General features: G+C 70.8%; 25 protein-coding genes. 16 read left to right on the top strand and 9 right to left on the bottom strand.

Features of this window, described 5'->3' with window-relative positions; all coding sequences use genetic code 11:
* Window positions 1-11: 11 nt before the first annotated feature.
* Window positions 12-941, bottom strand: a complete 930-nt coding sequence (locus JCR33_RS15250) for an AEC family transporter (protein WP_198882962.1) — start codon at window positions 939-941, stop codon at window positions 12-14.
* A 95-nt stretch (window positions 942-1,036) separates the two neighbouring features.
* On the opposite strand from JCR33_RS15250, the gene JCR33_RS15245 reads away from it, so the two are divergent.
* The gene (locus tag JCR33_RS15245; protein WP_198882961.1) at window positions 1,037-1,930 is read left to right on the top strand and encodes a LysR family transcriptional regulator; all 894 of its coding nucleotides are present in this window, start codon (window positions 1,037-1,039) and stop codon (window positions 1,928-1,930) included.
* Between the two features lie 54 nt (window positions 1,931-1,984).
* Window positions 1,985-2,947 carry a winged helix-turn-helix transcriptional regulator gene (locus tag JCR33_RS15240; RefSeq protein ID WP_198882960.1) on the top strand — a complete coding sequence of 321 codons (963 nt, stop codon included), beginning with the start codon at window positions 1,985-1,987 and terminating at the stop codon, window positions 2,945-2,947.
* Here the strand turns inward: JCR33_RS15240 and JCR33_RS15235 are convergent.
* Genes JCR33_RS15235 through JCR33_RS15220 form a run of 4 tightly spaced genes read right to left on the bottom strand, consistent with a single transcriptional unit; the run spans window position 2,926 to window position 6,319 of the window.
* Window positions 2,926-3,903, bottom strand: a complete 978-nt coding sequence (locus JCR33_RS15235; protein ID WP_332461203.1) for a branched-chain amino acid ABC transporter permease — start codon at window positions 3,901-3,903, stop codon at window positions 2,926-2,928. The two genes, JCR33_RS15240 and JCR33_RS15235, sit on opposite strands and share 22 nt — an antisense overlap.
* A gap of 2 nt (window positions 3,904-3,905) precedes the next feature.
* Window positions 3,906-4,784, bottom strand: coding sequence for a branched-chain amino acid ABC transporter permease (locus tag JCR33_RS15230; RefSeq protein WP_198882959.1), 879 nt, complete (start codon window positions 4,782-4,784; stop codon window positions 3,906-3,908).
* Between the two features lie 10 nt (window positions 4,785-4,794).
* Window positions 4,795-5,523: an ABC transporter ATP-binding protein gene (locus JCR33_RS15225; protein ID WP_198882958.1), complete on the bottom strand. Its 729-nt coding sequence runs from the start codon at window positions 5,521-5,523 to the stop codon at window positions 4,795-4,797.
* On the bottom strand, window positions 5,516-6,319 hold the full coding sequence (locus JCR33_RS15220) for an ABC transporter ATP-binding protein (RefSeq protein ID WP_198883032.1): 804 nt from the start codon (window positions 6,317-6,319) through the stop codon (window positions 5,516-5,518). The genes JCR33_RS15225 and JCR33_RS15220 overlap by 8 nt, the downstream gene beginning before the upstream one ends.
* Window positions 6,320-6,534: 215 nt before the next feature.
* On the opposite strand from JCR33_RS15220, the gene JCR33_RS15215 reads away from it, so the two are divergent.
* From JCR33_RS15215 to JCR33_RS15165, 11 genes are read left to right on the top strand one after another with little or no spacing between them, the layout of a single operon-like run.
* Window positions 6,535-7,737 (top strand): ABC transporter substrate-binding protein, encoded by a 1,203-nt coding sequence (locus JCR33_RS15215; RefSeq protein WP_198882957.1) that lies wholly within the window; start codon window positions 6,535-6,537, stop codon window positions 7,735-7,737.
* Window positions 7,738-7,795: 58 nt separating this feature from the next.
* Window positions 7,796-8,257 (top strand): SRPBCC family protein, encoded by a 462-nt coding sequence (locus JCR33_RS15210; RefSeq protein ID WP_198882956.1) that lies wholly within the window; start codon window positions 7,796-7,798, stop codon window positions 8,255-8,257.
* Window positions 8,257-9,024: an enoyl-CoA hydratase-related protein gene (locus tag JCR33_RS15205; protein WP_198882955.1), complete on the top strand. Its 768-nt coding sequence runs from the start codon at window positions 8,257-8,259 to the stop codon at window positions 9,022-9,024. Before JCR33_RS15210 ends, JCR33_RS15205 begins: the two co-directional genes overlap by 1 nt.
* Before the next feature lies 1 nt (window position 9,025).
* Window positions 9,026-9,895, top strand: a complete 870-nt coding sequence (locus JCR33_RS15200; protein WP_198882954.1) for an FAD binding domain-containing protein — start codon at window positions 9,026-9,028, stop codon at window positions 9,893-9,895.
* Window positions 9,892-10,374, top strand: coding sequence for a (2Fe-2S)-binding protein (locus tag JCR33_RS15195; RefSeq protein ID WP_198882953.1), 483 nt, complete (start codon window positions 9,892-9,894; stop codon window positions 10,372-10,374). Before JCR33_RS15200 ends, JCR33_RS15195 begins: the two co-directional genes overlap by 4 nt.
* Complete coding sequence (locus JCR33_RS15190) at window positions 10,371-11,132, top strand: N-acyl homoserine lactonase family protein (RefSeq protein ID WP_198882952.1); 762 nt, start codon at window positions 10,371-10,373, stop codon at window positions 11,130-11,132. Before JCR33_RS15195 ends, JCR33_RS15190 begins: the two co-directional genes overlap by 4 nt.
* Window positions 11,125-13,506, top strand: coding sequence for a xanthine dehydrogenase family protein molybdopterin-binding subunit (locus JCR33_RS15185; RefSeq protein WP_198882951.1), 2,382 nt, complete (start codon window positions 11,125-11,127; stop codon window positions 13,504-13,506). Before JCR33_RS15190 ends, JCR33_RS15185 begins: the two co-directional genes overlap by 8 nt.
* A 2-nt stretch (window positions 13,507-13,508) precedes the next feature.
* A complete protein-coding gene (locus JCR33_RS15180; protein ID WP_198882950.1) occupies window positions 13,509-14,264 on the top strand; it encodes an SDR family NAD(P)-dependent oxidoreductase in 756 nt (251 codons plus the stop codon).
* 32 nt (window positions 14,265-14,296) lie between these two features.
* Window positions 14,297-15,808, top strand: a complete 1,512-nt coding sequence (locus JCR33_RS15175) for a class I adenylate-forming enzyme family protein (protein WP_198882949.1) — start codon at window positions 14,297-14,299, stop codon at window positions 15,806-15,808.
* Window positions 15,809-15,815: 7 nt separating this feature from the next.
* Window positions 15,816-16,976, top strand: coding sequence for an iron-containing alcohol dehydrogenase (locus JCR33_RS15170; RefSeq protein WP_198882948.1), 1,161 nt, complete (start codon window positions 15,816-15,818; stop codon window positions 16,974-16,976).
* Window positions 16,976-17,422, top strand: coding sequence for an acyl-CoA thioesterase (locus JCR33_RS15165; RefSeq protein ID WP_198882947.1), 447 nt, complete (start codon window positions 16,976-16,978; stop codon window positions 17,420-17,422). The genes JCR33_RS15170 and JCR33_RS15165 overlap by 1 nt, the downstream gene beginning before the upstream one ends.
* A 15-nt stretch (window positions 17,423-17,437) precedes the next feature.
* On the opposite strand, the gene JCR33_RS15160 is transcribed toward JCR33_RS15165, so the two are convergent.
* Together JCR33_RS15160 and JCR33_RS15155 are read right to left on the bottom strand one after the other, a co-directional pair.
* Entirely contained in the window at window positions 17,438-18,433 is a 996-nt protein-coding gene (locus JCR33_RS15160) for an acyl-CoA dehydrogenase family protein (protein WP_198882946.1), read from the bottom strand.
* Window positions 18,430-19,626: an acyl-CoA dehydrogenase family protein gene (locus tag JCR33_RS15155; protein ID WP_198882945.1), complete on the bottom strand. Its 1,197-nt coding sequence runs from the start codon at window positions 19,624-19,626 to the stop codon at window positions 18,430-18,432. Before JCR33_RS15155 ends, JCR33_RS15160 begins: the two co-directional genes overlap by 4 nt.
* Window positions 19,627-19,859: 233 nt before the next feature.
* Here JCR33_RS15155 and JCR33_RS15150 point away from each other — a divergent pair, with 233 nt between their 5' ends.
* From JCR33_RS15150 to JCR33_RS15140, 3 genes are read left to right on the top strand one after another with little or no spacing between them, the layout of a single operon-like run.
* On the top strand, window positions 19,860-21,095 hold the full coding sequence (locus JCR33_RS15150) for a CaiB/BaiF CoA transferase family protein (RefSeq protein WP_198882944.1): 1,236 nt from the start codon (window positions 19,860-19,862) through the stop codon (window positions 21,093-21,095).
* Window positions 21,092-22,066 (top strand): D-2-hydroxyacid dehydrogenase family protein, encoded by a 975-nt coding sequence (locus JCR33_RS15145; RefSeq protein ID WP_198882943.1) that lies wholly within the window; start codon window positions 21,092-21,094, stop codon window positions 22,064-22,066. Before JCR33_RS15150 ends, JCR33_RS15145 begins: the two co-directional genes overlap by 4 nt.
* On the top strand, window positions 22,063-23,241 hold the full coding sequence (locus tag JCR33_RS15140; RefSeq protein WP_198882942.1) for an acyl-CoA dehydrogenase family protein: 1,179 nt from the start codon (window positions 22,063-22,065) through the stop codon (window positions 23,239-23,241). Before JCR33_RS15145 ends, JCR33_RS15140 begins: the two co-directional genes overlap by 4 nt.
* A gap of 7 nt (window positions 23,242-23,248) precedes the next feature.
* Here JCR33_RS15140 and JCR33_RS15135 read toward each other — a convergent pair whose 3' ends face one another.
* Together JCR33_RS15135 and JCR33_RS15130 are read right to left on the bottom strand one after the other, a co-directional pair.
* Window positions 23,249-23,998: an SDR family NAD(P)-dependent oxidoreductase gene (locus JCR33_RS15135; protein ID WP_211110327.1), complete on the bottom strand. Its 750-nt coding sequence runs from the start codon at window positions 23,996-23,998 to the stop codon at window positions 23,249-23,251.
* A gap of 15 nt (window positions 23,999-24,013) precedes the next feature.
* On the bottom strand, window positions 24,014-25,957 hold the full coding sequence (locus JCR33_RS15130; protein WP_198882940.1) for a TRAP transporter permease: 1,944 nt from the start codon (window positions 25,955-25,957) through the stop codon (window positions 24,014-24,016).
* Window positions 25,958-25,987: the final 30 nt, after the last annotated feature.

Below are 25,987 nucleotides of genomic sequence, written 5' to 3'. Positions count from 1 at the left end.
CGGCGGTCGGTCTAGCCGACCAGCGCCAGGAGCGGGGTGATCGTCGCGAGCGAGGCGATGGTGGAGCCGAGGATGACGCGGGACGTCACGCTCGATTCGCGGCCGTAGAGTTCGGCGACCATGAACGGGCCGGTCCCGGTGGGCAGCGCGGCGAGGAGCGTCGCCGTCGCGGCGAGCGGCGGGGCGAGGTGGAAGACCTCGACCGCGAGGAGCCATGTTGCCGCGGGCTGCCCGAAGAGCTTCAGGCTGCCGAGGAGCACCGTGGTCCTCGTCACCGGTTCGGCGGTCGGCCGCGGCTCCGCGAGGAAGAGGCCGAGCGCGATGAGCGCGCAGGGCGAGGCCGCCTGCCCGAGGAGGTCGACGAAGTGCTCGACCGGCCCCGGAAGGCCGACGCCGGAGGCCATCACGACGGCGCCGAGGACGGGCGCCACGATCAGCGGACTGCGGGCGAAGCGAAGTGCGACGGTGCGCAGCATGTTGGGCGACGGCCGCTCGCCGGCGAGGCCGATCTCCACCAGGATCAGCGCCACCGCGAAGAGGATGCACGCCGTGAGAATCGTCGCGATCATGGTCGGGGCCAGCGCCGCCGGCCCGAAGATGGCGACGGCCAGCGGGAAGCCGATGAAGCCGGCGTTGGCATAGGCGGCGTTCAGTCCGTCGATGGTGGCGTCGGCGAGATAGCGCCCCCTCAGGCGCAGGCAGATCGTGAGCACGAACACCGCCGCCGAGCCGAGGCCGAAGGCGGCGACGAAGCCGGGCTGCCAGAGCTCGGCCCAGTCCGCGCTCGCGACGATGTCGAACAGGAGCGCGGGGAGGGCGAGGAAGACGACGAAGCGGTTGAGCTCCACCGTCGCATGGGGCCCGAGCACGCCGATGCGGCGGACGAGCCAGCCGGCGAAGATCAGGGCGAAGATCGGCAGGACGACGACGAGGGTCTGCATGGATGGGTCCGGTTCGAGGAATGCCGCTGGAATAGACGGCGCATTCGATGCACACCAATGCATTCTCGGTGCCCCATTCATTCCGGATCGGTAACATGGTCGACGTCCGCCAGCTCCGTTACTTCGTCGCCCTCGCCGAGACGCTGCACTTCGGGCGGGCCGCGGCGCGGCTCAACGTGACCCAGCCGCCGTTGAGCCGGCAGCTCGCCGCGCTCGAGAAGGACCTCGGCGTGAGGCTCATCGAGCGACACTCGCGCAGCGCCCGCCTCACGCCGGCCGGCGAGCGCTTCCTCCTCGACAGCAAGGCGGTGCTCGTCCAGCTGGACCAGGCCTGCCGCAACGCCCGCCGGGCGAGCGCCGGGGAGCTCGGCGCGCTGACGATCGGGTTCATGATGCACGCCGCCTATGCGAGCGTACCCGTCCTCACCCGGCGCTTCCTGGCGGAGTGCCCGGACGTCACGCTGACGCTCCTCGAAGCGATGCCGTCGAACCTCCTCGACGGCATCGGGAGCGGCCGGTTCGACGCCGTGGTGACGTTCCGGCCGGACGACGTGCGCGGCATCGAGACCATCGTGGTCCATCGCGAGCCGCTGGTCCTCGCCCTTCCGGAAGGTCACGCGCTCGCCGCGCACGACGTCGTCGACGCCGCGATGCTCGCCGGCGTGCCGCTGATCGCGTCACCGCAGGACGCCACCCCGACCCTGCGCGCGGCGATCGTCGAATATCTCGCCCGTGCCGGCGTCGAGCCGCACGTTCGCCTCGAGACCCAGCTTCAGCAGACGATCGTCAGCCTCGTGGCGGAGGGGATCGGGGTCGCGCTCGTCCCGCACTCGGTCGGGCGGCTGGGCGTGTCGGGGGTGTGCTTCCGTGCGCTGCGCGATCCGCCGACCGTCGAGCAGGTCCTCGCCTGGCAGCCGACGAACCTCAACCCGGCCCTTCCGCGCTTCCTGGAGGTGGCCGCCGCCCTCGCGAGCGGGGAGACGGGGTAGCGTCGGCCGCCGCGGCGCTTGGCGCGGCGGCTATTCTCAGACTAGATCATCCTCATGCAGCATCAGATCGACGCTCTCTCGAATGGCCCGACCCTCGTGGAGCGGAACTGCTCCGTCCGGGACACGGTCGAGATCGTCCTCGACAGCTGGAGCTTCCTCATCATCCGGGAAGCCTTCTTCGGCGTGCGCCGGTTCGACCTTCTCCAGTCGCGCCTCGGCATTCCGCGGCAGACGCTGACGAACCGCCTCGCCGCGCTCGTCGACAACGAGATCCTCGTCATCGGCCACCGCGAGGGCGAGCGCCGGCATCAATATTTCTTCACCCCGCGCGGCAAGGATCTCTTCGCCTCGATGCTCTCGCTGATGGAGTTCGGCGACAAGTGGCTCGCCGGCGGTGCACCGCCGCCGCTGCAGCTGATCCACAAGACCTGCGGCCACGAGTGCCACCCGATGACGGTCTGCTCGGAGTGCAAGACGCCCATCGAGGCGCGCGACGTCCACTTTCGCGACGGGCCGGGGGCCGGCTTCGGCCCCGTCCAGCGGCGGGCGAAGACGCGTCGGGCGTCCGACCCCGAGGTGCTGCAGCGCGTGCGGCCGTGCTCGGTCGCACGCAGCCTCGGGCTGATCGGCGACCGCTGGAGCTTCCTCGTCCTGCGCGAGGCCTATTTCGGCGTGCGCCGCTACGACGAGATGCGCGAGAAGCTCGGCATCGCCTCAAACATCCTCGCCGACCGGCTCGCCCGCCTCGTCGAGGCCGGCGTGTTCGACCGCGTCCACTACGGCGGCGGGCGTCACGAATATCGCTTCACCGCGATGGGCCGCGATCTCTACAAGCCGATGATCGTGATGATGGCCTGGGGCGACCGCTGGCTGACCGGCGACCGGCCGCCGCTGCGGCTGCGCCACCGCCTCTGCCAGCAGGACTTCGTGCCCCAGGTGGTGTGCAGCCACTGCAAGGAACCGCTCGTCGCCAACGAGACGGACTATATCCTGCGCTACGATTTCCCCGGGCCCTGACGGTCCGCCAGCGCGGCGAGGCGGGCGCGCACCTCGCCCCACGCGCCGCGGCGGAACAGCATGACGCAGACCATGAAGATCGTACCGATGACGAGGGAGATCGGCAGTCCGCTGGTGGCGAGCATCTGCTCCAGCGTGACGAGGGAGGCGGCGCCGATGATCGGTCCGGCGAAGGTGCCGAGCCCGCCGATCAGCGTCATCAGCACGACCTCGCCGGACAGGTGCCAGGAGACGTTGTTGAGCGCCGCGAGCTGGAACGACAGCACCTTGAGCGCGCCGGCGAAGCCCGACAGGGCGGCGGAGAGGACGAAGGCGGTCAACTTGTAGCGCGCCACGTCGAGCCCCAGGGAGACCGCGCGCGCCTCGTTCTCGCGGATCGCGGCGAGGACGTGGCCGAAGGGCGAATGGATGGTGCGCCAGATCACGACGAGGCCGATGACCATGCCGGCGAGGACGACGTAGTACATCGAGCGGATGTCCCCGAGGTCGACGATGCCGAGGAGGGTGCCGCGGGGCACCGACTGGATGCCGTCCTCGCCGCCGGTGAAGGGGAGCTGCACGGCGAGGAAGTACACCATCTGCGCGAGCGCCAGGGTGATCATGGCGAAGTAGATGCCGCGGCGGCGGATGCCGATCAGGCCGAACAATAGGCCCAGCAGTGCAGCGAAGGCGGTTCCGAGGAGGACCGAGACCTCGAAGGGCAGCGCCCAGGCCTTCGCCGCGTGGGCGGTGACGTAGGCCGCGCCACCGAAGAAGGCGGCATGGCCGAGCGACAGGAGCCCCGCGTAGCCGACGACGAGGTTCACCGCCGAGGCGAACAGCACCAGCGCGAACACGTTCATCACGAACAGCGGATAGATCCGGTAGGGCAGGATCACGAGCACGACCGCGAGCACGGCGAGGGCGAGCGCGCCGAGGATGCGGCTTCGGACGAGGGGGAGGACGAGGGCGGCCACCGCTAGGTCTCCCGTCCAAACAGGCCCGCCGGGCGCAGCATGAGCACCAGCACCATCACGAGGAAGATCACGATGGTGGAGCCCGCGGGGTAGAACACCTTGGTCAGCCCCTCGATGACGCCGAGCGCCAGCCCGGTGACGATCGACCCGCCGATCGAGCCGAGCCCGCCGATGACGACCACGGCGAAGACGATGATGATGAGGTTGGAGCCCATGGTGGGGCTCACCTGGTAGATCGGCGCGGCGAGGACGCCGGCGAAGCCCGCGAGGCCGACGCAGGCGCCGTAGGTCAGCGTTACCAGCAGCGGGACGTTGACGCCGAAGGCGGTGACGAGGCGCGGGTTCTCGGTGGCCGCCCGCAGCAGCGCGCCGAGGCGCGTCTTCTCGATGAGGAGCCAGACGGCGAGGCAGACGATGATCGAGGCGGTGATCACCCAGAAGCGGTAGAGCGGCAGGATCAGCGGCCCGAGGCGGACGATGCCGCGCAGCGCGTCGGGCACCGGATAGGGGTTGCCGGCCGCGCCGAACACGAAGATGAACCCGCCTTCGAGGGCGAGCGCCAGGCCGAAGGTGAAGAGGAGCCCGTAGAGGTGGTCGATGCCGGCGAGGCGGCTGAGAAAGACGCGCTCGACGACGACGCCCACCGCGCCGACCACGAGCGGCACCACGACGAGCGCGGGCCAGTAGCCGAGCCCGACATGGGTGAGGAGGAGCCAGCAGACGAAGGCGCCCAGCATGTAGAAGGCGCCATGGGCGAAGTTGATCACGTTGAGCATGCCGAAGATGATGGCGAGCCCGAGGCTGAGCACGGCGTAGAACGCCCCGTTGATCAGCCCGAGCACCACCTGTCCCAGCAGCACCACCAGCGGCACTGACAGCATCGTCCTCCCCTCAGACGCCGAGATAGGCGTCGATGCGCGCCCGGTCGGTCCGGAGCGTCGTGTTGTCGAACTCGTCTACCACGCGGCCCTGCTCGACGACGTAGTGGCGGTCGGCGGCGGCGAGCGCGAAGCGGATATTCTGCTCCACCAGAAGGATGGTGAGGCCGCGCGCCTTGAGCGCGCCGAGCGCGTGGGCGATCTCCTCGACGATCACCGGGGCGAGCCCCTCGGTCGGCTCGTCGAGCAGGATGAAGTCGGCGCCGGTGCGCAGGACGCGGGCGATCGCCAGCATCTGCTGCTCGCCGCCCGACAGGCGCGTGCCCTGGGTGCGGTCGCGCCCCTTGAGGTTCGGGAACAGCGCATGGATCTCGGCAAGCGACACGCCGCCCGGCCGGACCACGGGGGGAAGCAGCAGATTCTCGGCGACGCTGAGCGAGGCGAAGATGCCGCGCTCCTCGGGCACGTAGCCGAGGCCGGTGCGGGCGACGCGGTGCGGCGGCGTCGCGAGGAGGTCGTGTCCATCGAGGTGGGCGCTGCCCTTGCGCGTGCGCACCACGCCGGCGAGGGCGCGCATCGTCGTGGTCTTGCCCGCCCCGTTGCGGCCGAGCAGCGTGACGATCTCGCCGCGGTCGACGTGGAAGGTGGCGCCGTGGACGACGTGGCTCTCGCCGTACCAGGCGTGGAGGTCGCGCACGTCGAGACGCCGCGGGCGGGCCGCGGGGGCGGGCGCGTCAGTCATGGTCGCTGCCGATATAGGCCTGGCGCACCTCGGGGTCGGCGGAGACCTCGGCGTAGCTGCCTTCGGCGATGATCTCGCCACGCCGCAAGACGGTGATGCGGTCGCAGATGTCGGCGACGACGGACAGGTTGTGCTCCACCATCAAGATGGTGCGGCCCTCGCCGACGCGGCGGATCAGCTCGGCGGTGCGCGCGATGTCCTCCTGGCCCATGCCGGCCATCGGCTCGTCGAGCAGGATCACGTCGGGTTGCATCGCGAGCGTCGTTGCGAGCTCGAGCGCGCGCTTGCGGCCGTAGGGCAGCTCGGTCGCGAGGCGCTGGGCGTAGGGCTCGAGGCCGACGTCGGCGAGGAGGGTGCGGACCTCCTCGTCATAGTGCTTGAGCGAGCGGTCGGCGCGCCAGAAGGCGAAGGTCTCCCGGTGGCGGGACTGGAGCGCGATGCGCACGTTCTCGTGGGTTGTCAGGTGCGGGAAGACCGAGGAGATCTGGAACGAGCGCACCATCCCGCGTCGCGCCAGCGTGGCGGGGGGCGTGCGGGTGACGTCGGTGCCGCGGTAGACGATCGTCCCGCGCGTCGCCGGCAGGAAGCGGGTGAGGAGGTTGAACAGCGTGCTCTTGCCCGCGCCGTTCGGTCCGATCAGCGCGTGCAGGGCATGCTTGCGGACAGCGAAATCGACGTCCTTGACGGCGACGAAGCCGCCGAATGTGCGCGTCAGGCCGCGCGTCTCGATGACGTTCGCGTTGGCGTCGCCCACGTCCCCTCCCTGTGTTGTCTTGGGCCCACCGCAGCGGACCATGTCCCCCGGCATCGACCGGGCTTGACGAGCGGATGCTATTAAAGTCTATTAGCGCAAGTCAATAAGTTGCACGGAGATGCAGCACTCGATCGATCATAAGGGATATTTCTCCAACTATCTCCTTATAATTTCGATCATGTTCCGTCTCCCTCGTGCCTATAAGTCTTGTTGTGCAATTAGATAGCGGCAGGCAAGCCGCAGATTGCGGGAAGGAAATGATGCAGACCCATCGACTTGCGCTCGCCCTCGTGGCGGCGACCTGCGTTGCCGGACCGGCGCTCGCCGATCAGGCGAAGATCGGCGTCCTCACCGACATGACCGGACAGTTCAGCCACGAAGCCGGCCCCGGCGCGGTCGCCGCCGTCGAGCTCGCGGTCGAGGACTTCGGCGGAACGGTGCTCGGGGAGCCCGTCGAGGTCGTGGTCGGCGACCACCAGAACAAGCCCGAGGTCGCCGCCTCGCTCGCCCAAGAGTGGTACGAGAGCGACGGCGTCACGATGATCAACGACCTGATCAACTCCGGCATCGCGCTCTCCGTCGCGCAGATCGCCGAGCAGAAGGGCGGCATCGCGATCGTCAACGGCTCCGGCTCGTCCAAGCTGACGGGCGCGGGCTGCACCCCCAACTCGATCCACTACGCCTACGACACCTATGCGCTCGCGAACGGCACGGCGAACCATCTCGTCGACGACGGTCACAAGAGCTGGTTCTTCCTCACCGCCGACTACGCGTTCGGCCATGCCCTCGAAGCCGACGCCTCGGCCATTGTGGAGGCGGCGGGCGGCTCGGTCGAAGGCAACGTCCTCTATCCGATCGAAACCGCCGACCACTCCGCCTTCATGCTCCAGGCGCAGGCTTCCCCGGCCGAGGTGGTCGCCATCGCCGGGTCCGGTACGACGTTCATCAACGCGGTGAAGTCGGCGCAGGAGTTCGGCCTCACCGATTCCGGCAAGCTCGTCGCCGGGCTGCTCGTGTGGCTCACCGACGTCAAGGCGCTGGGGCTGCCGGCGGCGCAGGGCATGGTGCTCACCAACGGCTTCTACTGGGATCGCGACGACGACACCCGCGCCTTCGCCGAGAAGTTCAAGGCGAAGACCGGGAAGATGCCGCACATGGGTGATGCCGGAAACTATTCGTCCACCCTCCACTACCTGAAGGCCGTCGAGGCCGCCGGCACGACCGACGCGGACGCCGTGATGGCGAAGATGCGCGAGCTTCCGGTCGAGGACTTCTTCGCCCACGGCGGCAAGATCCGCGAGGACGGGCGCATGGTGCACGACATGTACGTCTATCAGGTGAAGACCCCCGCCGAATCGACCGGTGAATGGGACGTCTACAAGCTGATTGAGACCATCCCCGGCGACAAGGCCTTCCGGCCGCTGTCGGAGAGCGACTGCCCGCTCGTCAAGGCGGACTGACCGCGCCCGCTCGCCCCGAGCGTCGCCCGCCCCGAGCCAGACACAATCGGTGAGACCCATGGACCTCAAGGACAGCGTCCTCCTCCCTTGCGACCGGGCCACGGCCTGGGCGGCGCTCAACGACCCCGACGTCCTCGCCCGCTGCATCCCCGGATGCGAGACGCTGACGATGGACGCGCCCGACCACATGACGGCCGTGGTGGCCCTCAAGGTGGGCCCGGTGAAGGCCCGCTTCGAGGGCGAGGTGACGCTGAGCGAGATCGTCCCCGAGGAGAGCTATCTCCTCTCGGGGCACGGCAAGGGCGGCGTCGCGGGCTTCGCCAAGGGCTCGGCGCGGGTCCGGCTCGAGCGGGTGTCGGCCGACGAGACGATGCTCAACTACGACGCGTCGGCCGATGTCGGCGGCAAGCTCGCCCAACTCGGCTCGCGCCTGCTCGATTCGACGGCGCGCAAGCTCGCGGCAGCGTTCTTCGAGAACATCCGCACGGCGGTCGGCGTCACCGAAGAGGTGGATGGCTGATGGCGGATCTCGCGGTCACGACCGACGGCGCCATCGCCACCGTCACGATCAACCGCCCGCGTCAGCGCAACTCGGTGACGCTGGCGATGTGGTGGGGGTTCGTCGACGTCTTCAGCGCCCTCGACGCGAACCCCGAGGTCCGCGTCATCATCCTCGCCGGGGCGGGGGACGACTTCTCCACCGGCGCCGACATCGCCGAGTTCGCCGCCGTGCGCGACGATCTCGCGCAGTCGAAGGCCTACGAGGTTGCGGTCGACGCCGGATGCGCCGCCATCGCCCACGTCGACAAGCCGGTGATCGCCGTCTGCCGCGGCTACACCCTCGGCGGCGGCGCCCACATCGCGATGTCGGCGGACTTCCGCTTCGCCGCGAGCGACGCCCTGTTCGGCATTCCCGCGGCGCGGCTTTCGATCGTCTATGGGGCGCAGGCGACGCGCAAGCTTCTCGCCCTCGTCGGCCTCACCGAGGCGAAGCGCATCCTCTATTCGGCGGAGCGCTTTGGTGCCGCCCACGCCCTGCGCACCGGCTTCGTCGACGACGTCTCGGACGAGCCGCTGGCGGCCGCGCAGGCCTTCGCCGCCACCCTCGCCGACCAGGCGCCGCTGACGCAGGCCGGCGCGAAGCTGATCCTCAATGGCGCCACCTTCGGCGCGCTCGACGCCGCCCGCATCGACGCCGCCATCGACGCGGCCTCGGCGAGCGCCGACTACGCCGAGGGCCGCCGCGCCTTCGCCGAGAAGCGGGCGCCGCGCTTCGTCGGAGCATGAGATGAAGCCGGCTGCGTTCGAATATGTGCGCCCGACGACGCTCGCGGAGGCCCTCGCGGCGCTCGACCACGACGACGCGAAGCTGCTCGCCGGCGGCCAGAGCCTGGTGCCGATGATGAATTTCCGCCTGGTTCAGCCGGAGCGGATCGTCGACATCAACCATGTCGCCGAGCTGCGCGGCATCGTCGAGGACGGCGACGCCGTCAGGATCGGCGCGCTGACGCGCCACGCCGAGGCGGCGCGCGACCCGCTCTTGGCCCGCATGCTGCCGGTGGTGGCCGAGGCGATGGCGAACGTCGCGCACGTCGCGATCCGCAACCGCGGCACGATCGGCGGCAGCCTCTGCCACGCCGACCCGTCCGCCGAATGGCCGCTCCTGACGGTGCTGCTCGACGCCTCGATCGACATCGCCTCCGCCGCCGGCCGGCGCAGCGAACCCGGCGACGGCTTCTTCATCGCACCGCTGGTGACGGCGCTCGAAGACGGCGAGATCGTCGTCGCCGTGCGCGTTCCCCGGCCGGCGCCGGGCACCGGCATGGCCTTCCTGGAGGTCGCCCAGCGGGCCGGGGACTTCGCCGCCGCCGCGGCGGGCGCGACCGTGCGCCTCGACGGCGACCGGATCGTCGAGGCGCGGCTCGCCCTCGGCGGCGTCGCCGACGCGCCGATGCGCCTCGCCGCCATCGAGGCGGCGCTCGCGGGCGCCGACCGGCGCGACATCGCCGACGCGGTCGCCGACGCCGCCGCCGACCTCGAGCCCAACGACGACATGCACGCCTCGGCCGACTACCGCCGCCGCCTCATCCCCGTGCTGGCGCGGCGCGCCCTGGAACGGGCGGCCGAGCGCAGCTCCACTCTGGCAATGGTCAAATGAGCGAGATCGACATCACCCTGACCCTCAACGGCGAGGAGGTGCGCGCCCGCGCCGAGCCGCGCATGCTCGCCTCCGACTTCCTGCGCGATCGTCTGCGCTGCACCGGCACCCATGTCGGCTGCGAGCACGGCGTCTGCGGCGCCTGCACCATCCGTCTCGACGGCGTGACCGCCCGCGCCTGCCTGCTGTTCGCCGCCCAGCTCGACGGGGCGCGCGTCGATACCGTGGAGGGGCTCGGCACGGTGCGGAACCTCCACCCGATCCAGGAGGCCTTCCGCCGTCACCACGCCCTCCAGTGCGGCTTCTGCACCCCCGGCTTCCTGATGACGGTGGCGGAGATCCTCGAGACCCACCCGCTGCGCACCGACGAGGAGATCCGCGACGCCCTCTCCGGCAACCTCTGCCGCTGCACCGGCTACGAGCACATCGTGCGCGCCGTGCGCGACCTCGTCGACGCGCGGGACGGGGTGACGGCATGAAGATGCACATCCTCGACGGCGGGCGGCTGACGATGCGCCGGCGCGTCTACGTGCCCGACGCCGACCGGGCCGAGACCATCGAGCTGCCGGTGATCGCGGTTCTGTTCCGCCATCCGGGCGGCAACATCCTGTTCGACACCGGCTGCCACCCGGCGGCGCAGGTCGATGCCGCGGCACGCTGGGGCAGCCTCGCGGCGGCGATGACGCCGACGCCCGGGCACACCGCCAACGTCCTCACCTCGCTCGCCGCGCTGGGGCTCTCGCCCGACGCCATCGACGTGGTGGTGAATTCCCACTTCCACCCCGATCACTGCGGCTGCAACGAGTTCTTCCGCAACGCGCGCTTCCTCGTCCACCACGCCGAGCTCGCCGCGGCCCGGGCCCCCGACGGCGAGGCGCGCGGCTACCTGCCCGCCGATTGGGACCACCCGATGGTGATGGAGACGGTGGACGGCGGGCACGACGTGATGGGCGACGGACGCCTCGTCACCGTGCACCTGCCCGGCCACACGCCGGGGCTGATGGGGCTCGAAGCGAGGCTCGCACGCACCGGCACGGTGCTCCTCGTGTCCGACGCCGTCAGCCTGCGCCGCAACCTCGACAACGACGAGGTGCCGAAGAACGCCGTCGACCCCGCGGCGCTCCTCGCCTCCTACGCCAAGATCCGGGAGATCGAGGCCACCGGTGCGTTCGTCATCTGCGGCCACGACCTGAAGCAGGCGGAGAGCCTGCGGATGGGGGCAGACGCGTATGACTGACGCGCTCGCGCTGGCGCCGGTGGAGACCGTGCGGCCGAAATATATCGGCAAGCCCGTGCAGCGGCTGGAGGATCCCCGCCTCCTCGCCGGCGCCGGGCGCTACACGGCCGACATCCAGCTCGACCGTATGCTGCACCTCGCCTTCGTGCGGGCGGACCAGGCGCACGCCGAGATCCGCGCGATCGACACCAACGCGGCCGCGGCGATGCCGGGGGTCGTCGCCGTGCTGACGGCGGCGGACTTCGCCGATGTCGCCGACCTCGTCGCGACGTCGCGGATGCAGACCTACAACGCCACCCACTGCCCGCTGCTCGCGCGCGACAGGGTCCGCTACGTGGGCGAGGCGGTCGCGATCGTGGTCGCCGCCGATCGCTACCGCGCCGAGGACGCGGCCGCCGCGATCGCGGTCGACTACGCGCCGCTCGCCGCCGCAATCGATCCGGCCGCCGCCCTCGCCCCCGGTGCGCCGCAGCTCCATCCGGAAGTGCCGGGCAACCTGGTGCTCGAGCGCGAGTTCCGGACCGGCGACGCCGCCGCGGCGATCGCCGAGGCCGCCCACGTCGTCGAGGGCACCTTCCGGCTCGCCCGCAAGTCGCCGCTCGCGATCGAGACGCGCGCCTATGTCGCCGACTACGATCGCGGGCGCGACGCCATCACGCTGTTCTCCTCGACCCAGATCCCGGGCGTGGTGCGCGACGCGCTCGCCTCGCTGCTCCATCTGCCGGGCAACCGGCTGCGCGTCGTGGCGCCCGACGTCGGCGGCGGGTTCGGCGGCAAGGGGTCGCTCTATGTCGAGGAGGTGATCGTCGCCGCATTGGCGCGCCGGCTGGAGCGGCCGGTGAAATATGTCGGCGACCGGCTCGAAGATCTCACCTCCACCAGCCAGGGGTTCGACGAGGTCGTCGAGGCCCGCCTGGGGTTGGACGCCGAGGGGCGCTTCGTCGCCCTCGAGGCCGAGGTGATCGGCGACATCGGCGCCTATTCGATCTATCCGTGGACGGCGGCGCTGGAGCCGGTGCAGGTGGTGAGCTTCCTGCCCGGACCCTACCGCATCGCGGCCTATCGCGGGCGGGTGCGGGCCGCGACCACGCCGAAGCCGCCGACCGGCCCCTATCGCGGCGTCGGCCGCCCGATGGCGGTGTTCGCGCTGGAGCGCCTCGTGGACATGGCCGCCGTCCGGCTCGGCCTGCCGCCCGACGAGATCCGCCGCCGCAACCTGGTGCGGCCGGAGGACTTCCCGTTCCGGATCGGCTCGGGGATCCGCTGGGACCGCTCGGGCTTCCTCGAATGCCTCGACGCGGCGAGCGTCGCGGCCGACCTCACCGAGTTCCGGCGGCGGCAGGCGGAGGCGCGCGCCGCCGGCCGCTGGCTCGGCATCGGTTTTGCGAGCTACGCCGAGCTGACCGGCATCGGTTCGCGCATCGCGGTCGCCCCCGGCATGCCGATCAACACCGGCTCGGAGACCGCCACCATCCGCATCGACGCCACCGGCGCCGTCACCGCCACCTTCGCGATGGCCTCGCACGGGCAGAGCCTCGAAACCACCCTCGCCCAGATCGTCGCCGAGGAGCTCGGCGTGCGGCCGCAGGACGTGGCGGTGGTCCAGGGCGACACCGACGCCGCGGCGCATGGCACCGGCACCTACGCGAGCCGCAGCGCGGTGATCGGCGGCGGCGCCGCGATCCGGGCGACGCGCACGCTCTTGGGCAAGGTCAAGGCGGCGGCGGCGCTGCTCTTCGACGTCGATCCCGCCGAGGTCGAGACCGGCGACGGCGTGATCTTCGTCCCCGGCACCAACCATCGCATCGACTTCGCCGACCTCGCCCGGGCCGTCTACTCCGACATGGCGGCGCTGCCGCACGACGCCCGCGCGACGCTGGAGGCGCAGGAGAGCTTCGACCCGCGGCTCGGCACCACCACCTCGGCCACGCACCTCGCCGAGGTGGAGATCGACGCCGAGACCCTCGCGATCCGCCTTACCCGCTTCTTCGTCGCCGAGGACTGCGGGCGGATGATCAATCCGCTCGTCGTCGACGGGCAGGTGCACGGCGGTGTGGTCCAGGGCATCGGCGTCGCTCTCCTCGAAGAGCTCCAGTTCGACGAAACGGGGCAGATCCTCTCGGCGAGCCTCGCCGACTATCTCATTCCCACCGCCGCCGAGGTGCCGTCGCTCGGCGTCGCGCACCTCGAGACCGAGCTTCCCGCCAACCCGGGAGGCTTCCGCGGCATGGGGGAGGGCGGAACCATCGGCGCACCGGCGGCCATCGCCAACGCCGTCAGCGACGCCGTCGCCCATCTCGGCGTCGGCGTCGCCACGCTGCCGATCACCCCCTCGAAGCTCGCACGGCTGCTCGCCGACAACGAAAAGGAGTGACCATGGAACTCAACCTTGCCCGCCGCGTGGCGCTGGTCACCGGCGGAGGCCGCGACACCGGCGGCGAGATCTCGAAGGCGCTCGCCGCCGAGGGGGCGACGGTGGCGGTCAACTACCGCTCGTCCGAAGCCGAGGCCGCCGAGGTGGTCAGCGCCATCGAGGCCGCGGGTGGTACCGCGAAGGCCTACCGGGCCGACATCGTCGACTATGACGCGGTGAAGGCGATGGTCGACGCGATCGTCGCCGACTTCGGCTCCCTCGACATCCTCGTCAACAACGCCGGCTACGTGAAGTACGGCCGGTTCGTCGATTCCACCCCCGCCGACTGGAAGGCCCAGATCGACACTTGCCTCTACGGCGCGATTCACTGCTGCCACGCCGTGGCGCCGCACATGATCGCCGCCAACTGGGGGCGGATCATCAGCCTGATCGGCGATTCCTCGCGCATCGGCGAGGCGAACCTCGCGATGGCCGCCGCGAGCCGTGCCGGAACGATGGCCCTCGGCAAAAGCCTCGCCAAGGAGCTCGGCCGCAACAATGTGTGCGTCAACACCGTGTCCCTCGGGCTCGTCCAGACGGCGCACTCCGATGCCGACTTCCTCGCCAAGAATATGGATAAGATCGTACGTGCCTACCCGCTGAGACGGATCGGCACGCCGGCGGACGTCGCGCCGCTCGTGGCGTTCCTCGCGTCCGATCACGCCTCCTGGATCACCGGGCAGGTGATCAGCACGAATGGTGGCTTCAGCATGGTCTGACACGAACAACAAGAACGGGGAGGAATAACAATATGATCCGGACCCAACTGATCGCTCCGGTCGCCGAGCTTCTGGCACGGCAGGCCGCGGCGTGGCCCGACAAGATCGCCTACGAGGACAAGACGCGCGCACTCACCTACGCCGGGCTCGCGGCGGAGGTGGAGGCGCTTTCGGCGCACTACGTGTCGCTCGGCCTCGCGCCCGGCGGGGCGGTGGGGATCTGGCTCGCGAACTCGGTCGACTGGGTCGTCGCCACGCTGGCGGCGATCCGCGCCGGCGCGATCGCGGTGCCCATCGCCGCCGACGCCACCCAGTCCGAGGCCGCCTACCGGGTCGCGGACGCGGGCGTTCGGCTGATCGTGACGACGAGCGACAAGGCGGGCGCCGTCGCCGCGATGCCGGCCCCGCGGCCGCAGCCGATCCTGACCGACCGCGTCCGCTTTGCGGAGCTTCCCGCGTCCGCGCGGCTGCCGGTGGACGACATCGATCGCACGTCGATGATCGTCTATACCTCCGGCACGACCGGCCATCCCAAGGGGGTGATGCTGTCGACCCGGTCGATGCTGTGGGTCAACGCCGCCTGCTGGGCGCCGATCTTCGGCCTCGGGCCCGACGATCGCGTGCTCTCCCCGCTGCCGCTCTTCCACTCCTACGCGCTCAACATCGCAGTGCTGTCGCTCCTCGCCAACGGCGCGTCGGAGTTCATCATGGAGCGCTTCTCCGTGCACGAGGCGATGGAGCGCCTGTCGTCCGGCGGCTTCACCAAGCTCCCCGGCGTGCCGACGATGTTCCACTACCTGCTGCTCGCCTCGAAGGAGGCCGGGATCAACCCGCTCGCCGGCATCGACCGCTGCGTCTCCGCCGGGGCGATCCTGCCGGCGACGCTCAACCGCGAGTTCGAGGACTATTTCGACGTCGAGCTGCTCGACGGCTACGGCATCACCGAGACCTCGACGATGGTCACGCTGAACTGGCCCGGCGGCGCGCGCGTCGCCGGATCGTGCGGGCTGCCGGTGCCGGGCCTCTCCGTCCGCCTCGTCGACGTCGAGGACTGCGACGTGCCGCCCGGCATGGAAGGCGAGCTGATCGTGCGCGGGCCGAACGTGATGCAGGGCTATTTCGGCAAGAAGGCCGAGACCGACGCGGCGCTGCGAGGCGGCTGGTACCGCACCGGCGACCTCGCCCGGCAGGACGCCAGCGGCTTTCTCACCATCACCGGGCGGCTCAAGGAGCTGATCATCCGCGGCGGCCAGAACATCGCGCCGGCGGAGGTGGAGGAGACCATCGGCAAGATGGCCGGCATCCGCGACTGCGCCGTGGTCGGCGTGCCGCACGAGACGCTCGGCGAGGTGCCGGTGGCGTTCGTGATCTGCGAGGGGCCGCCGCCGTCGCTCGACGCGATCAAGGCGTTCTGCACCGAGACGCTTTCGGCATATAAGCTGCCGCACGATGTCGTCGTCGTCGACGAGATCCCGCGCACCGGATCGGGCAAGACGATCCGGTTCCGTCTGCGCGACGCCTACACCCAGCGCGCGCTCGCCTGAGGTCCCCATGCATCCCTTCATCTTCAACACCACCCGCTCGGTCGTCTTCCGCCCCGGGGCGGCGGCCGAGCTCGCCGCCATCGCCGGCGGCCTGCTCGGCGCGCGCGTGCTGCTCGTGACCGACGGCGGACTGCGGCGGCTCGGGCTGACCGAGCCCGCCATCGCCTCGCTGACGGCGGCGGGGGCCGCGGTGACGGTCTTCGACGCGGTGGAGGCCGACCCCTCCCGCGCGACGCTCGTCAAGGCCGTCGAGGCGGGGCGGGAGGCCGGCGCCACCGGTGTGGTGGGCTTCGGCGGCGGCTCCTCGCTCGACGTCGCGAAGCTCGCGGCGCTGCTCCTCGGCTCGGACGAGGATCTCGACGCCGCCTGGGGAGTCGGCAATGCGGTCGGGCCGCGGCTGCCCTTGGTGCTGGTGCCGACCACGGCGGGGACCGGCTCGGAGGTCACGCCGGTGTCGATCATTACCGTCGGGGAGGAGGAGAAGCGGGGCGTCTCCTCGCCGGTGATCCTGCCCGACGTCGCCGTTCTCGACGCCGACCTCACCCTCGGCCTGCCGCCCGCGATCACTGCGGCGACGGGGATCGACGCCATGGTCCACGCCATCGAGGCCTACGCCTCGAAGAGCGCCAACAACAACCCGCTGTCGCGCATGCTCGCGCGCGAGGCGCTGCGTCTCCTCGGCGCCAACATCGAGCTGGTGGTGGCCGACGGGGGCAACGCCGAGGCGCGCGGCGCGATGCTGCTCGGCTCGATGCTCGCCGGGCAGGCCTTCGCCAACTCGCCGGTCGCCGCCGTCCACGCGCTCGCCTATCCGATCGGCGGCACGTTCCACATCCCGCACGGACTCTCGAACGCGCTCGTCCTGCCGCACGTCCTCGGCTTCAACGCGCCGGCCGCCTCCGCCGTCTACGCCGAGATCGCCGCCGACGCATTCCCCCACCTCGCCGCGGTGGAAGGCGGGCAGGCGCGCACGGCGGCCTTCATCGAGGCGCTCGCCGACCTCTCGGCGCGGCTCGGCCTGCCACCCCGCTTGCGCGACGTCGAGATCCCCGAGACGGCGCTGGCGAAGATGGCCGCGGACGCGATGCTTCAGACGCGCCTTCTCGTGAACAATCCGCGCGAGGTCGCCGAGGCGGACGCGCTGGCGATCTACCGGGCGGCCTGGTGATGGCTCGCCCCGAGCCCTCGGCCCGATCCGCCTACGCCCTCTTCCGCACCGTCCCGCTGCGGTGGATGGACAACGACATCTACGGCCACATGAACAACGTGGTGCACTATTCGGTGTTCGACACCGCGGTGAACGGCTGGCTCATCGAGGAAGGCTTGCTCGATCTGCGTGCGAGCCCGACGGTCGGCCTCGTGGTCTCGACGGGCTGCGATTATTTCGCGGAGATGGCGTTTCCCGACGTCGTCGCGGCGGGGCTGCGGGTCGACCAGCTCGGCCGCTCTTCGGTGCGCTTCGGCGTGGGCCTCTTCCGCAACGACGATCCTCGCGCCGCCGCCGAAGGCCAGTTCGTGCACGTCTACGTCGATCGGGAGACCCGCCGGCCGGTGGAGATCGACGCGGCCCGGCGGGCGGCTTTCGAACGCCTCCGGATCGACCGGGACGCCTGACCCTCTCGCGCGCTTTCAGCCCACGGTGTCGTCGGCGAGGATGCGCGTCGCGATCAGGGCGTCCGCCCAGGCGCCGTCGCGGCCGGCGAAGAGGCCGCGGGCGCGGCGCAGGAACTCGTGGACCCGCACCTCGCGGGTGAAGCCCATGCCGCCGTGCATGTGCAGCGCCATCTCGATCGCCGGCGGCACCACGCTCGCGGCCCGCGCGTAGGCCATCTCCGCGGCGGCGAGGCGGCTTTCGCCCGGCGCGGCGTCGGCGCTCTGGAGAATCAGGCGGTCGAGCGAGTGGAGATCCATGCGCGCCCGCGCGAGGTCGTGCCGCAGGCTCTGGAAGCTGATCAGCGTGCGGCCGAACTGCTGGCGGTCGGTGAGGTGGGCGATCGCCATCGTCAGCGCCGCCCCGGCCGCGGCCGCTCCCTCCGCCGCGCGGAACAGGAGGTCGCGCGCGTGCCACTCGGCGACGAGGGCGGGGTCGTCGACGAGAAGCGCGGGGGCGGCATCGATGTCGAGCGTATAGGCGGGGCGGGCCTCGTCGAGCGGGCTCGAAAGGTGCATCGCGACGCCGCCGGCGGCGAGGTCGACGATGGCGACGGCACCGCCCACCGGGGCCACGAGGAGACCCGCTCGGTCGGCCAGCGGCACCAGCAGCGCACGGCCCGCGACGCGGCCGCCGCTCGGCGCGAGGTCGGCGACGGGGGCCGCGGTCACGAGCACTTCGCCGGCGAACGCCTTTTCGGCGAGCCCCGCCTCGCGCGCCAGGATGTCGGACGCCGCGAGCACGGGGCCGAGGGGGATGGCAAAGCAGCCCGCGCCGGCCGCTCTAACGACGGCGACGGCCGCGGGCAGCTCCAGAGCGAGCCCCGCGGGCTCCGGCGCGAGTACGCCGAGGAGGCCGTCGCCGCCGATGCGCGACAGAGCCACGTCGAGGTCGTCCGTGCCGCAGGCGGCGAGCGAGGCCTCCGCCGCATCGAAGATGTCGGCGACGGAAGCGGGCAGGTCGAAGGCGGTCATCGGCTCGTCCTCGGCAAACGCAGGATCCGGTCGGCGATGATGCCGAGCTGAATTTCGCTCGTGCCGGCATAGATGGTCGCCGCGCGATCCTCGAGATATTGCGCCTCGAACCTCGCGCGTGCGCGGGCGACGTCCGGGTCGTCGGTCTCGCGCGCGCCGGAGAGGAGCTCCAGGGCGAAGGCGCCGAGCCGCTGGTGCGCCTCGCTCCAGTGGAGCTTGATGAAGCTCCCATATTCGCCGACCTCGGCACCCGCCATGATCCGCTCCACCACGTCGCGGGCGTTCGCCTTCACGACCTCCATGTCGCGCCAGAGGGCGGCGAGGCGCACCCGCACCGCCCCGTCTTCCAGGCGCGGCGCCAGCGAGGGGGCCGTCTTCAGGGTGCGGATCAGATGTCGGAGCTCGTTTTCGAAGCGCATGCCGCGATACATGCGGTTCGTCGCCCGCTCCACCGACAGCACCGACACCGCGGCGGCCCATCCGCCGTCCTCGGCGCCGACGAGGGCGTCGTCCGGCACCTCGACGCCGGAAAAGAACGTCTCGCAGAACCCCTCCGCCTCGGTCATCTGGGCGATCGGACGCGCCTCGATGCCCGGCGTCGTCATCGGCACGGCGAAGAGGACGAGGCCCTTGTGGCGGTCCTCCACGGTACCCGTGCGCGCGAGGAGCAGGCAGTGCGACGCCCGGTCGGCGTAGGAGGTCCAGGTCTTCTGCCCGTCGATGCGCCAGCCGCCGTCGATCTTCACCGCCTTGGTGCGCAGCCGGGCGAGATCGGAGCCGGCGCCCGGCTCGGAGAAGCCCTGGCACCAGATGTCGTCCATCGACAGGATGCGCGGCAGAAACTCTTGCTTCTGCGCCTCGCTGCCGGCCTTCAGGATGATCGGGCCGACGAGCTCCTTGCCGATCGAGTTGACGCTCGGCGGCAGGGCGAGGCGGCCGATCTCTTCGTTGGCGACGAGGTGGTGACGCATCGTGAGGCCGTGGCCGCCATAGGCGGTCGGCCAGGTGACGCCCCAGAAGCCGGCCTGCCAGCACGCCCGCTCCCAGTCGGCCAGCTCGGCGTTGGAGGCGGGGCGGTAGGCGACGCTGTCGGCATAAAGGTGTGCCGGCGCGCTAGCGGCGAGGAAGTCGGCAAGGCGGGCCCGGTAGGCGGCGAGCGTCTCCGTCTCGTGCGTCGTCGTCACCGCATCCATGGCTCCCCCTTACTCGGTCCGTTGGAGCCGCCCGTTGTCCGCGGCGGCCCGGCGCGAACGTCCCGATCGAGGGCGCCGCGCTCGCGAGCCTAGAGGGGGCGGGCGGTGCCGTCTGTTGCCGCTGTCGCATAGGACTTGTGCCAGCAACGGCAATAACGCGCCGCGCGAAGCCTTTGATAGCGTTCGGGTTCAGGCAGTGACGATTGCCGCGACGCGAACCGGAAGGCCAATCCGTGGAGCCAACGACAGAACCGCCGCTCGCTCGACTGCGGGTGCTGGATTTCACGCGAGTCATCGCGGGCCCCTACCTCACCGCGATGCTCGCCGACCTCGGCGCCGACGTCGTCAAGGTCGAGGATCCTGTGACCGGGGACGACGCGCGCACGCACTATCCCCCCGGAAAGAATGGCGAGGCGTCGATCTTTCTCGCCCTCAACCGGTCGAAGCGTTCGGTCGCCATCAACCTCGCCACCGAGGAGGGCCGCGCTTTGGCCGCGCGCCTCGCCGCGACGGCCGACGTGCTCGTTGAGAACTTCCGCCCCGGCACCATGGCGCGCTTCGGCCTCGACGCCGACCGGCTGATCGCGGCGAACCCGCGCCTCGTCTACTGCGCCCTGTCCGGCTACGGCTACACCAGCCGCTTCGGCCCGCTGCCGGGCTATGATCCGATCATCCAGGCCGAGACCGGCTACATGTACATGACCGGCGACGCCTCGATGCCGCCGATCCGCGCCGGCGGCTCGGTCATCGACATCCTCACCGGGGTGCACGGGGCACTCGCCATCGTCGCCGCCCTCAAGGCGCGCGAGACGTCGGGGCGCGGCCAGTTCATCGACGTCTCGCTGTTCGACACCGCCCTGTCGAGCCTCGGCTATATGCTGCAGGGCCCGCTCGTCACCGGCGAGAATCCGGAGCGCCTCGGCAACACCTCCTTCTTCATGGCGCCGAACGGGCTCTACGACTGCGCCGATGGCAAGATCATGCTGAGCGCCGGCAACAACCGCCTGTTCGCCAAGCTTTGCGGTGCGCTCGGCGTGCCCGAGATGGCCCAGCGGGCCGCGTTCGCGAGCAACGCCGCGCGCCTCGCGAACCTCGAGGAGCTGACCGCGCGGCTTTCGGAGCGTCTTGCGACCCGCACGCGCGCGGAGTGGATCGCCACGTTGCGCGAGCACGGGGTGCCGGCCGGCGCGGTCCGCACGCCGCTCGAGACGCTGGCCTCGCCGGAGGCCGAAGCCTCCGGGATGCTGCACGACATCGAGCATCCCGTGGTCGGCGCCATGCGGATCGTCGGCAATCCGCTGCACTTGTCCAGCACGCCCGCCTACCCGCCGCGCCCCGCACCGCGCCACGGCGAGCACACCGAGGAGGCGTTGGCGGACTGGCTCGGAGCGGGGGCGGGCGAGCTCGCGAGCCTGCGCCGGGCCGGCGCGATCGGCACGCGGGACCGCGGGGCGTCGAGCGCGGCATGAGCCTCGCGTGCGCGATCCTCGACGACTATCAGGGCGTGGCTCTCGGCCTCGCCGACTGGTCGGCGCTCGGCGATCGCGTGCATGTCGAGGTCCTGCGCGAGCCGCTGGCGGACGACGCGCGCGCGGAGCGCCTGGCGCCCTACCATATCGTCGTCGCGATGCGCGAGCGGACGCCATTCGACGCGGCCCTCGTCGGCGCGCTGCCGAACCTCCGCCTCATCGTGACGACGGGAATGCTCAACGCCGCCATCGACATGGGCGCGGCGGCCGACCGCGGCGTCACGGTCTGCGGCACGCGAAGCCTCGCGACGCCGACGCCGGAGCACGCTTGGGCGCTGCTGATGGCGCTGTGCCGCAACATCCCGGCCGAGGAGCGGGCGCTCCGCGCGGGGCGCTGGCAGCAGACGATCGGCCGCGACCTCGCCGGCGCGACGCTCGGCCTCGTCGGCTTCGGCAAGGTGGCGAAGGTCATGGCGCGGTACGCCGCAGCCTTCGAGATGCGGGTGGTCGCCTTCAGCCGCTCTCTGACGGACGACGTCGCCGCCGAGCATGGCGTGCGGCGCGCCGCCTCCCTCGACGAACTCCTCGCGGCGGCCGACATCGTCAGCGTGCACGTGCCGCTGACGGACGCGACGCGCGGCCTGATCGGCGCCGATGCACTGTCGCGGATGCGGCGCGGCGCGCTGCTCCTCAACACCTCGCGCGGTCCGATCGTCGACAGCGACGCGCTCGCCGTGGCGCTGGCGGACGGCCGCCTCGGTGGCGCCGCGGTCGACGTCTTCGACCACGAGCCGATCCGGGGCGACGAGGCGCTGCTCGCGGCCCCCAACACCGTTCTCACCCCCCACCTCGGCTACGTCACCAAGGCCAACTACGCGCGCTACTACGCCGACGCCGTGGAGGACATCGCGGCCTATCTCGACGGCACGCCGGTGCGCGTCCTCGCCGCCCCGCAACGAGTTCACCCATGACGATCGCTCCCTCCGCTCCCGCCATCGACCCCGAGGCGGACCTCGACGCCCTGCCCGACGAGACGTTCCGCCTCCTCGTGCGCCGGTGGATCGAGGAGAACTACCCGGACGAGATCCGCCACCGCCCCAAGCGGCTCCACTGGAAGGAGTCGAGCCTCTGGTACTTCAAGCTGGCCGAGAAGGGCTGGCTCTGTCCCGGCTGGCCCAAGGAACATGGCGGGATGGGGCTGTCGCCCGCCAAGCAGATCATCATGGTCGAGGAGCAGGAGCGCTACGGCTGCGCGCGCATCGCCGACCACGGCATCGTCATGCTCGGCCCGCTCCTCATCCAGTATGGTACGGACGCCCAGCGCGAGCGCTTCCTGCCGGCGATCCTGCGCGGCGAGCACGTCTGGGCGCAAGGCTACTCCGAGCCGAACGCCGGCTCCGACCTCGCCTCGCTCCGGACCCGCGCCGTGCGCGAGGGCGACCACTACGTCGTCAACGGCCAGAAGACCTGGACGACGCTCGGCATGGACGCGAACTGGATGTTCATGCTCGTGCGGACCGATCCGAACGTGCGCCAGCAGGCCGGCATCTCCTTCCTGCTGGTGCCGATGGACAGCCCCGGCATCACGCTGCGGCCGATCAAGAATCTCGACCTTCACGAGGAGTTCGCCGAGGTCTTCTTCGACGACGTGAAGGTGCCGGTCGACAACCGCGTCGGGCCGGAAAATCACGGCTGGACGATGGCGAAGTCGCTCCTCGGGTTCGAGCGCATCTTCGTCGGCTCGCCGAAGCAGTCGGAGAACGCGCTCACCCGACTGTCGACGCTCGCGGACCATCTGGGGATCGCCGACGATCCGGTGTTCCGCGACCGCTACGCGCGCCTCGCCATGCGCCTTGCCGATCTGAAGGCGCTCTATGCCGGCCATGTCGACATCGTGCGGCGCGGCGGAACGCTCGGCGCGGACGTGTCGATCCTCAAGATCGTGCAGACCGAGCTCTACCAGGCGATCACCGTGCTGATGGCCGACGTGTCGGGTCTCGACGCGGCCCGGCTCGAGCCGCTCGCCGGCGGCCTCAATCCCGGGCAGATGGCCATTCAGTCGCTGCCGACCTCGATCTATGCCGGCTCGAACGAGATCCAGCGCAACATCCTCGCCAAGGTCGTGCTCGGGCTGCCGTCGTCCTGACGGGGCGTCAGAGGCTGACGCCGCCGTCCACCGCGACTTCCGCGCCGGTGACGTAGCTGCTGCGCTCCGAAAGGAGGACGACGACGATCTCGGCGACCTCCTCCGCACGTCCTTCCCGGCCGAGGGGCACCGATGCGGCCCGCGCCTGCCGCATCGCTTCGGGCACCACGTCGAGCATCGTCGTGTCGATCGGGCCGGGATGGACGGAGTTGACCCGGATCGCGTCCTTCGCGAGCGCGAGTGCGGCGGCCTTGGTCATCCCCCGCAGCGCCCACTTCGTCCCGCAATAGGCGAAGGCGCGGGTCGATCCTTTGAGCCCCGCGGTGGAGGAGATGTTGACGATCGATCCGCCACCCGCGGCGGCGAGCCGCGGCGCCGCGCGCTGCATGCCGAGGAACGGGCCGAGCTGGTTCACCTCCATGTGGGCGCGAAAGTCGGCCTCGGTGGTCTCGGCGAGGGAATGCGGGTGATAGATCGCCGCGTTGTTGACGAGGCCGGTCAGCGTTCCGAGCGCCTCGGCGATCTCGAGCGCCGCGTCCCAGTCCGCGGCGCGGGTGACGTCGAGCGGGACGTAGCGGCAGTTCGGCCCCATCCCGGCCGCCAGCGCGTCGCCGGCGGCCCGCTCCACGACGTCGCCGATCACCACCGCGGCGCCGCGCGCCAGAAGAAGCCGTGCGATCGCCGCCCCCTGGCCGCCCGGACGGCCCGCTCCGGTGACGAGCACGGCGCGCCCTTCGAATTCGCCCCCCGAGCTCATCGCGCGGCGGGCCCGTCACGCATGGGCTTCGTTTCGCTTCAGCAGGCTCTGCGCGCCGAGCGCGAGGCCGATGGCGCAGAGGCCGACGAGATCCGACAGCCCGTTCGGGTAGATGAGGGCCAGCGCGGAGAGACCCATCACCACCCGCGTGACCGGCAGGAGCGTGCCGATGCGGTAGAAGTAGCCTTCCATCGCGCTCGTGAGGGCGAGCGCCGCGCCGCAGGCCGTCACCGTCGCGCCGATCACGTCGAGCGGCGGGCCGCTGAGGATGAGCGCCGGGTTCACGACGAAGAAGAACGGCAGCACGAAGAGGATGGCGCCGAGTCGCATCGAATAGAGGCCGGTGCGCCAGGCTTCGGCGTGGGCGATGTTGGCCGCGGTGATCGAGGCGAGCGCCACGGGTGGCGTGATGTAGCTCATCATGCCCCAATAGAGGATGAAGAGGTGGCTCGCGACGGGATCGAGGCCCGCCTCGACCAGCGCCGGGGCGAGGAGGATCGACAGGAAGATGTAGCAGGCCGACACCGTCATCCCCATGCCGAGGACGAAGCTCGTCACCGCGCCGGCGATGAGGAGCAGCGGCACCGAGTTGCCGGCGTAGAGCAGCAGCTCGCGCGAGAAGGCCCCGGCGACGCCGGTATAGGAGAGGCCGCCGACCACGAGGCCGATGCCGGCGAGAATGGAGACGAGGTGGGCCACCGCGATGGTGACCTCGAGGAGCAGCGAGACGAGCCGCTTCGGGGTCAGCCGCTCGCGCCGCTTGAACGCGGAGACGGCGATCAGCACCAGCGTCGCATAGTAGGGCGCATGGCTCTCGAGCCGCATCACGATCAGCATGTAGATGAGCACGGCGAGGCTGAGGAGGTAGGGCCAGCCCTCCTTGAGCGTCTCGGACATGCGGGGGAGGTCCTCCCGCTTCAGTCCCTGAAGCCCGGCGCGGGCCGCGAAGAGGTCCACCTGGATCAGCAGCGCGAGATAGAAGAGCACCGCCGGGAACAGGGCGGCGATCATCACGGTGGAGTAGGGGACGGCGAGGAAGGACGCCATGATGAAGGCGACGGCGCCCATCACGGGCGGCATCAGCGTGCCGCCGGTGGACGCGCAGGCCTCCACCGAAGCGGCATAGTGCGGCGGATAGCCGGTGCGCTTCATCATGTTGATGGTGATCGGACCGGTCGTCAGGATGTTGGTGACGACGCTGCCCGAGAGGCTGCCCATGAAGGCGGAGGACAGCACCGCCACCTTGGCCGGCCCGCCGCGCGAGGCTCCCATGAGCGAGATCGCCAGCGACATGAAGAAGTGGCCGCCGCCGGTGATGACGAGCGCCGTGCCGAAGACGACGAAGCCGACGATGAGGTTCGCCACCACCTGCATCGGAATGCCGATGATGCTCTCCACGCCCAGGACGTGGGCGCGCAGCGTCTCGCCGACGCCGTATTGCGTGCCCCAGAGGAAGCCCGGCATGAAGTCGGCGTAGAGCGGGTAGGCGGCGAACAGGAGGGCGACGAGGAGAAGCGCCGTGCCGCCCGAGCGGCGCACGCCCTCGAGCACCAGCACCAGCATGATGCCGGAGAAGACGGTGGCGATGGTCGGCGCCGAGAAGTCCCAGCCGAGCTGGATGATCTCGAGCCCGTGCAGGCCGAGCCAGCCGCCCGTGACGAGCGCGGCGGCGCTCAGGATGTAGTCATAGAACCGCACCCTCGTGGCGTCGGCGTCGCGCGCGGGGAAGATAATGTACGTCGCGGCGAGATAGAGGCCGATGACGTAGTAGAGAAAGGCGTTGCCGATCGGCAGGAAGCCGAACGGCTGGAGGCGGAACACCTGATTGATCGTCAGCGCCAGGCCGGCCGTACCGAGCACGATGAGACCGACGCCGGCCGGTCCGGCGACGCGGGGATTGATCGTCGAGGCGAGGGGAACGTGGAAGTCGATCTGATCGTTAGACGGGTCGGCGGACATGGCGGGGCCTTGCGCTGGCATTGAAGGCTC

The sequence above is a fragment of the Acuticoccus mangrovi genome (assembly GCF_016411865.1).
Lineage (GTDB): Bacteria > Pseudomonadota > Alphaproteobacteria > Rhizobiales > Amorphaceae > Acuticoccus > Acuticoccus mangrovi.
Note: the sequence above shows the minus strand (reverse complement) of the source record. Positions and strands in the feature narration are given on the sequence as shown.

Coding starts and splice junctions, on each gene's coding strand:
- JCR33_RS15155 (WP_198882945.1), bottom strand. CDS start 19,626: ATGGATGCGGTGACGACGACGCACGAGACGGAGACGCTCGCCGCCTAC.
- JCR33_RS15230 (WP_198882959.1), bottom strand. CDS start 4,784: ATGCTGTCAGTGCCGCTGGTGGTGCTGCTGGGACAGGTGGTGCTCGGG.
- JCR33_RS15165 (WP_198882947.1), top strand. CDS start 16,976: ATGGCTCGCCCCGAGCCCTCGGCCCGATCCGCCTACGCCCTCTTCCGC.
- JCR33_RS15130 (WP_198882940.1), bottom strand. CDS start 25,957: ATGTCCGCCGACCCGTCTAACGATCAGATCGACTTCCACGTTCCCCTC.
- JCR33_RS15160 (WP_198882946.1), bottom strand. CDS start 18,433: ATGACCGCCTTCGACCTGCCCGCTTCCGTCGCCGACATCTTCGATGCG.
- JCR33_RS15175 (WP_198882949.1), top strand. CDS start 14,297: ATGATCCGGACCCAACTGATCGCTCCGGTCGCCGAGCTTCTGGCACGG.
- JCR33_RS15240 (WP_198882960.1), top strand. CDS start 1,985: ATGCAGCATCAGATCGACGCTCTCTCGAATGGCCCGACCCTCGTGGAG.
- JCR33_RS15190 (WP_198882952.1), top strand. CDS start 10,371: ATGAAGATGCACATCCTCGACGGCGGGCGGCTGACGATGCGCCGGCGC.
- JCR33_RS15215 (WP_198882957.1), top strand. CDS start 6,535: ATGATGCAGACCCATCGACTTGCGCTCGCCCTCGTGGCGGCGACCTGC.
- JCR33_RS15180 (WP_198882950.1), top strand. CDS start 13,509: ATGGAACTCAACCTTGCCCGCCGCGTGGCGCTGGTCACCGGCGGAGGC.
- JCR33_RS15135 (WP_211110327.1), bottom strand. CDS start 23,998: ATGAGCTCGGGGGGCGAATTCGAAGGGCGCGCCGTGCTCGTCACCGGA.
- JCR33_RS15245 (WP_198882961.1), top strand. CDS start 1,037: ATGGTCGACGTCCGCCAGCTCCGTTACTTCGTCGCCCTCGCCGAGACG.
- JCR33_RS15170 (WP_198882948.1), top strand. CDS start 15,816: ATGCATCCCTTCATCTTCAACACCACCCGCTCGGTCGTCTTCCGCCCC.
- JCR33_RS15185 (WP_198882951.1), top strand. CDS start 11,125: ATGACTGACGCGCTCGCGCTGGCGCCGGTGGAGACCGTGCGGCCGAAA.
- JCR33_RS15195 (WP_198882953.1), top strand. CDS start 9,892: ATGAGCGAGATCGACATCACCCTGACCCTCAACGGCGAGGAGGTGCGC.
- JCR33_RS15250 (WP_198882962.1), bottom strand. CDS start 941: ATGCAGACCCTCGTCGTCGTCCTGCCGATCTTCGCCCTGATCTTCGCC.
- JCR33_RS15210 (WP_198882956.1), top strand. CDS start 7,796: ATGGACCTCAAGGACAGCGTCCTCCTCCCTTGCGACCGGGCCACGGCC.
- JCR33_RS15200 (WP_198882954.1), top strand. CDS start 9,026: ATGAAGCCGGCTGCGTTCGAATATGTGCGCCCGACGACGCTCGCGGAG.
- JCR33_RS15205 (WP_198882955.1), top strand. CDS start 8,257: ATGGCGGATCTCGCGGTCACGACCGACGGCGCCATCGCCACCGTCACG.
- JCR33_RS15145 (WP_198882943.1), top strand. CDS start 21,092: ATGAGCCTCGCGTGCGCGATCCTCGACGACTATCAGGGCGTGGCTCTC.
- JCR33_RS15220 (WP_198883032.1), bottom strand. CDS start 6,319: ATGGTCCGCTGCGGTGGGCCCAAGACAACACAGGGAGGGGACGTGGGC.
- JCR33_RS15140 (WP_198882942.1), top strand. CDS start 22,063: ATGACGATCGCTCCCTCCGCTCCCGCCATCGACCCCGAGGCGGACCTC.
- JCR33_RS15225 (WP_198882958.1), bottom strand. CDS start 5,523: ATGACTGACGCGCCCGCCCCCGCGGCCCGCCCGCGGCGTCTCGACGTG.